Source organism: Pseudomonas sp. (assembly GCF_050739995.1).
Taxonomy (GTDB): domain Bacteria; phylum Pseudomonadota; class Gammaproteobacteria; order Pseudomonadales; family Pseudomonadaceae; genus Aquipseudomonas.
Window position 1 is genome coordinate 1 of the sequence record NZ_JBOICG010000722.1, and the last position, 6,188, is coordinate 6,188.

At 62.3% G+C, this 6,188-nt stretch carries 5 protein-coding genes; 2 read left to right on the plus strand and 3 right to left on the minus strand.

What is annotated here, in order from left to right; translation table 11 throughout:
- The first annotated feature begins 163 nt into the window (after positions 1-163).
- Positions 164-874: a response regulator transcription factor gene (locus ACRESD_RS24320; RefSeq protein ID WP_431753236.1), complete on the plus strand. Its 711-nt coding sequence runs from the start codon at positions 164-166 to the stop codon at positions 872-874.
- Entirely contained in the window at positions 871-2,337 is a 1,467-nt protein-coding gene (locus tag ACRESD_RS24325; RefSeq protein WP_431753237.1) for a sensor histidine kinase, read from the plus strand. Before ACRESD_RS24320 ends, ACRESD_RS24325 begins: the two co-directional genes overlap by 4 nt.
- Here ACRESD_RS24325 and ACRESD_RS24330 read toward each other — a convergent pair.
- The 3 genes from ACRESD_RS24330 to ACRESD_RS24340 form a co-directional block, all read right to left on the minus strand.
- Positions 2,300-3,232, minus strand: coding sequence for an alpha/beta fold hydrolase (locus tag ACRESD_RS24330; RefSeq protein WP_431753238.1), 933 nt, complete (start codon positions 3,230-3,232; stop codon positions 2,300-2,302). The genes ACRESD_RS24325 and ACRESD_RS24330 overlap by 38 nt on opposite strands.
- An 80-nt stretch (positions 3,233-3,312) precedes the next feature.
- The gene (locus tag ACRESD_RS24335) at positions 3,313-5,568 is read right to left on the minus strand and encodes an ATP-dependent DNA helicase (protein WP_431753239.1); all 2,256 of its coding nucleotides are present in this window, start codon (positions 5,566-5,568) and stop codon (positions 3,313-3,315) included.
- Positions 5,565-6,188 (minus strand): VRR-NUC domain-containing protein (locus ACRESD_RS24340; protein ID WP_431753240.1); only part of this gene is annotated, 624 nt, incomplete at its 5' end. The genes ACRESD_RS24335 and ACRESD_RS24340, both read right to left, overlap by 4 nt.

Below are 6,188 nucleotides of genomic sequence, written 5' to 3' on the forward strand. Positions count from 1 at the left end.
AGCGCGGGGCAAGCCCGCTCACTACATGCGTTGCGCCACGGCAATGACTTGATTCTGGGCGTTGGGCGGTCGCGAAATCCTCACGCAGAGTTAAACAATTCGTGATAACTACACTGTTGCAAAACCCGCACAATGCGCGAACGACAAGCCAAGGTTTCTTTCCATGGAACAGCCCAAACGGGTCCTCGTGGTCGAGGACGACGCCCATATTGCCGATCTGATCTGCCTGCACCTGCGCGACGAACAGTTTGAGGTGGTGCACAGCGCCGACGGCAACGAAGGCTTGCGTCTGCTTGAGCAAGGCGGCTGGGACGCGTTGATCCTCGACCTGATGCTGCCTGGCGTCGACGGCCTCGAAATCTGCCGCCGCGCTCGCGCCATGACGCGCTACACGCCGATCATCATCACCAGCGCCCGCTCCAGCGAATTGCACCGCATCCTCGGCCTGGAGCTGGGCGCCGACGACTACCTGGCCAAGCCGTTTTCCATGCCGGAACTGGTGGCACGGGTAAAAGCGCTGCTGCGTCGGGTCGACGCCATGGCACGCAACCTGAAGATGGACGCCGGCAGCCTCGATCTCGGCCAGTTGTTCATCAACCCGCTGACCCGCGACGCCACCTTGAGCGGCCAACGCCTGGACCTCACGCCGCGGGAGTTCGATTTGCTGTACTTCTTCGCCCGCCAGCCGGGCAAGGTGTTTTCACGCATGGACCTGCTCAACGCCGTGTGGGGATACAGCCACGAAGGTTACGAGCACACGGTGAACACCCATATCAACCGCCTGCGCGCCAAGGTCGAGGCCGACCCGGCCAACCCGGCGCGCATCCTCACGGTGTGGGGCCGTGGCTACAAATTCGCCGAGACCTCACCATGAAACTGACCCTCACCCAGCGCCTGTCGGTGGTGTTCGCCGTGTTGCTGGTGATCTGCAGCGGCACCTCGGCCTGGCTGCAAGTGCGCTCCAACCGCATGCACGAGCTGGAAGTGGTGCAAGGCTTGTCCCGCGACCTGGCGGCGCATATCGCCCGCGACACGCAACTGATGGACGCCGACGGGCTCAAGCCCGACGCGGTGCGCAACCTGTTCAGCCAACTGATGCTGGTCAACCCCAGCGTCGAGGTGTACCTGCTCGATATCGACGGCCGCGTGGTGGGCAACGCCGCACCTGCCGGGCACCTGCTGCGTGATCGCGTCGACCTTGCACCGATCCGGCGCTTCCTCAGCGGTGCGATGCTGCCGATCCTCGGTGACGACCCGCGCAGCGTCGACACGCGCAAGGTGTTCAGCGTCGCGCCATTGCGGGCCAACGGCCAGCAAACCGGTTTTCTGTACGTGGTACTGCTGGGCGAAGCCCACGATGTGTACGACGCCAAAGACGCTACGGGCATGGCGCTGAAAATCGCCCTGTGGTCCATCGGCCTGGTGGCGTTGCTGTGCCTGATGGCCGGCCTGATCGCTTTCGCCTGGATCACTCGCCCATTGCGCCAGTTGACCGACAAGGTCGCTCGTTTCGACGTCAACGGCACGCCCGAGCCGATGCAAACTCCCCTGCCAGCGCTCGACAGCGGCGATGAAATCGCGGTGCTCGACCACGCCTTCGTGCAGATGGAGAACCGCCTGGGCGAACAATGGCGCGCCATCACCCACCAGGATCAGGAACGCCGGGAAATGGTCGCGAATATTTCCCACGACCTGCGTACACCGTTGGCCTCCTTGCACGGCTACCTGGAAACCCTCTCGCTCAAGGACGCCAGCCTCAGCCCCGAAGAACGCCGACGTTACCTCGGCATCGCCCTGGACCAGAGCCGCAAGGTCGGCGGCCTGGCTCAGTCACTGCTGGAACTGGTGCGCCTGGAACATGGTTTTGTACAACCGGTGATCGAAGGGTTTTCACTGCCGGACCTGGTGCAGGACATCTTTCAGAAGTTCGAACTCACTGCCGAGGCCCGTGCCATCACCCTGACCGCAATCTTGCCGCCGTATGTGCCAACGGTATTGGCCGACCTGGGCCTGATCGAGCGGGTGCTGACCAACCTGCTGGACAATGCGCTGCGCCATACACCGGTGAATGGCGAAGTCGAAGTGATCCTGGCGCCTCAGGCCAATGGGGTGGCCGTTACGGTGAGCGACAGCGGCTCAGGCATCGATGCAGAATTGCACGAGGGCTTGTTCCTGCGTGCCTTCACCATCGGCGGTGCTCGTCGCGATGGCGGCCTGGGCCTGCGTATCGTGCACCGCATCCTGCAATTGCACGGGAGCAACATTCAACTGGTGGAGCGCCCCGGCCATGGCGCCACCTTTACGTTTTGCCTAGAAACCCGAGCATCAGCGCGTTGACCTGCCGGGCCTGCTCGTTCTGAATCCAGTGACCGCAGTTGGCGAGGACATGCTGTTCCAGCTGCGGCACCCTGTCGGGCATGCGCTTGAGGGTATGGGCTTCGAACACGCCCACCGGGTCGCGGTCGCCGATCAGGAACAGCGTCGGCTGCAGCACCTGTCGACCAGCCAGATGTTCGGTGCGTTGCCAGTTGCGCGCAAAGTTGCGATACCAGTTCAGTGGGCCGCGGAAACCATGCTTGGCAAAGGTCTGCACATACACGTCCAAGTCCGCCTGATTGCACCAGTGCGGTAACGCGCTCGGTGCGCCAACGCCTTCAAGCAACCTGGCGTTGGCCGGTTTTTTCTGCAGGAACACATCCTGATCCTGCATGAACAAACGCAGCGTGCGCTCGATGTCGGCGTCCAACTCCTGTTCGGCCACGCCGGGCTCCTGGAAGTACAGGATGTAGTTGAAGCGGTCGGCGTACAGCTCACGCATGACCTCGATCACCGGTCGACGGCCACGTCCGGCAAACGGCACCGACATCGTGATCAGCCGCGTGACCCGCTCCGGCTCCAGCAGCGCCAAGTGCCAAGCCACCACGGCGCCCCAATCATGACCGACCATCACCACCTGCTGGTGACCGAAGTGATCCATGGCCTGCTGAATATCGGCACACAGCGTCAGCACATCGTAGGCGGCAATGTCCGACGGCGAGCTCGACTCCCCATAACCCCGCATCTGCGGGGCAAACACCCGATACCCGGCGGCGGCCAAGGCCGGGATTTGCTCACGCCAGGAGTGCCAGCACTCGGGAAAACCATGCAGCAGCCATATCGGTCGCCCCTGCTCGGGACCGGCAATATGAATACTCAGTGCAATGCCGTTGACGGCGATTGTGTGCGGGTTCATGGGCATGGCCTCCCTCAGGGTTTTGCACAGCCTGGAAGATTGCATGCATCGACGCCAGCATCATTGATGAGGGGAATAACTCAATCAACCACCCACCAACGGGGCAGCAACTGGCGTACCCGCGCCTCGCCGAAACGGTCATCGATCAACATCACCACGCCCTGGTCCTGCTGGCTGCGGATTACCCGCCCCGCCGCCTGTACCACTTTCTGGATGCCGGGGTACAGATAGGTGTAGTCGTAGCCCGAGCCAAAGATCGCGCCCATGCGCACTTTCATTTGTTCATTGACCGGGTTCAGTTGCGGCAAGCCCAAGGTGGCGACGAATGCGCCAATCAAGCGTGCGCCGGGCAAATCAATGCCCTCGCCAAACGCACCGCCCAGCACGGCAAAGCCGATGCCCTGGCTGTGCAGGGTGAATTGATCGAGAAATGCCTGCCGCTCAGTCTCCGCCATGCCCCGGGACTGCAACCACAGCGCCACCTGCGGGTGCCGCTCGGCCATCAACTGGGCCACCTGTTGCAAGTAATCGAAGCTTGAGAAAAATGCCAGGTAGTTGCCCGGTCGCGCGGCGAACTGTTGTGCAATCAGTGCAACGATCGGCTCCAGCGAGGCCTGCCGATGCACGAAGCGCGTGGAGATTTGATTCACGATGCGCACGTGCAGTTGCTCGGCCTTGAATGGCGATTCCACATCGATCCACGCTGTGTCTGTCGGCAGGCCCAGCAGGTCGGCGTAATAGTGACGCGGGCTCAGGGTCGCGGAAAACAGCACGCCGCTGCGGGCGGCCGTCAAGCGTGGGCGGATGAACTCAGCGGGCACCACATTGCGCAGGCACAGGGTTGAAGCGCTACGTTTGCCAGCGAACTGGCGCTTGCTGATATCGAAGATGAAGTGTTCGTTGAACAGCTCGGCCACCTTGGCAAATTGCAACGCGTCGAAGTAGAAGGTTTGCAGTTCACCGGACAGGGCTTCGGGGTGGTCATTGAAATACTCGGCCATGGCGCTACTGCATAGGCTCAGGGCCTGGAGCAGTTTGTCGGGCTTGGACGCATACGCTTGATACGGCGCTAGTTGCTCCTTGTGCAACGCATTCCACTCACGGTTGAGGCGCTGCAATGGCTTCTTCAACGCTTCGGGCGCCATGTCGCGCAAGGTCTTGAGCGCGTATTGGTCAAGACTGGCGCTGTACATCGAACGAGCGCGCTCCACCAGGTTATGGGCTTCGTCCACCAGCACGGCGGCGCGCCATTGGTTGAGTTGGGCCAGCCCGAACAGCATGCCGCCAAAGTCAAAGTAGTAGTTGTAGTCGGCGACCACCAGATCGCTCCAGCGCGCCATCTCCTGGCTCAGGTAATACGGACAAACGTCGTGGGCCAGTGCCACCTCCCTTAGGTTGCACTGGTCCAGCAGGCGTACCTGGGAAGCGGCCTCACGCGCAGCCGGCAGGCGCTCATAAAAGCCCTTGGCCAACGGGCAGGCGTCGCCGTGACAGGCTTTGTCCGGGTGTTCGCAGGCCTTGTCCCGCGCCACCAGTTCCAGCACGCGCAGCGGCAAGGCCGGGCTGCTGTCGTAGAGCACCTGGGCCGCGTCCAGGGCGAGTTTGCGCCCGGGGGTCTTGGCGGTCAGGAAGAACACTTTGTCCAACTGCTGGGGCGCCAGGGCCTTGAGCATCGGGAAAATCGTGCCGACGGTCTTGCCAATGCCGGTCGGCGCCTGGGCCATCAGGCAACGACCGGTGCTGACGGCCTTGTACACCGACTCGGCTAACGAGCGCTGACCAGGGCGAAACGCAGCATGGGGGAATGCCAGGTGTTGCGCGGCGCTGTTGCGGGCGTCGCGGTGCTGCATCTCGCGCTGGGCCCAACCGAGAAACAACGCACATTGCTGGTTGAAGAACTGCTCCAGGTCCGCCGCTTGGAAACGCTGGTTGAGCAGGGTTTCCCCTTCGCCGACGATGTCGAAGTACACCAACGCCAAGTCGATCTCGTCCAGGCCCAACTTCTGGCACATCAGCCAGCCGTAGACCTTCACTTGGGCCCAATGCAATTGGCGATGGTTGTCAGGCTGGGCGTCGAGGTCGCCGCGATAGGTTTTCACTTCTTCCAGGCGATTCGCATCCGGGTCATAGCCGTCCGCCCTGCCCCGCACCGTCAGTTGCGCGTACTCGCCCTCCAGGGCGACTTCGCTCTGGTAGTGCGCGCTGCGCCGGGAAGCCACCGTGCGATGCCCGATGATGCCTTCCTGGGCACTGGGCGACGGCGTGAAACGCAGGTCAAGGTCACCGACCTTGGCCGTGAACTCACACAGCGCCCGTACCGCGACGCTATAGCTCAAGCCGATTCCGCCCAGCGCACGTAACAGACCGTGACCGGCATCTGGTGCTCGCCGCAGAACTCCAGCCAGCGCAGTTGATTGTCTTGCAAGCGATCGCCAGGGCCCTTCACTTCGATCATGCGGTAGGTTTTTTGCGCGGGCCAGAACTGGATCAAGTCCGGCATACCGGCGCGATTGGCGCGGATATCCAGCAGCAACCGTTCGAACCAGTAACGCAGATGCTCGGCGGGAAGGCATTCCAACGCCTGTTCCAACAGCTCTTCGCTGAGCAGGTTCCAGAACACGAAGGGTGACTGGATGCCCCATTTGTCCGCGTAGCGCTGGCGGATGCGGGTCTTGTAGCGCTCATCCTGCAGTTGCTCGAAACAAGCGGCGAACAGCGGTGCGCGGCGCTGATGAAAATCCTCACTGTGCAAATCCGCCGGCCCACGTTGGAACGGGTGAAAGAATGAACCCGGCAACGGCGCGAAAATCGCGTCCCAGCACAACAGCCCGAACAGCGAATTGATCAAGCCATTCTCGACGTAATGCACCGGTGCGTCCGGCTCGCTGAGATGGGCCTGGACGCAGTACTCCACCGACACCAGCGGTTCGGGCAGCGCCAAGGCCAAGTCCAGGCG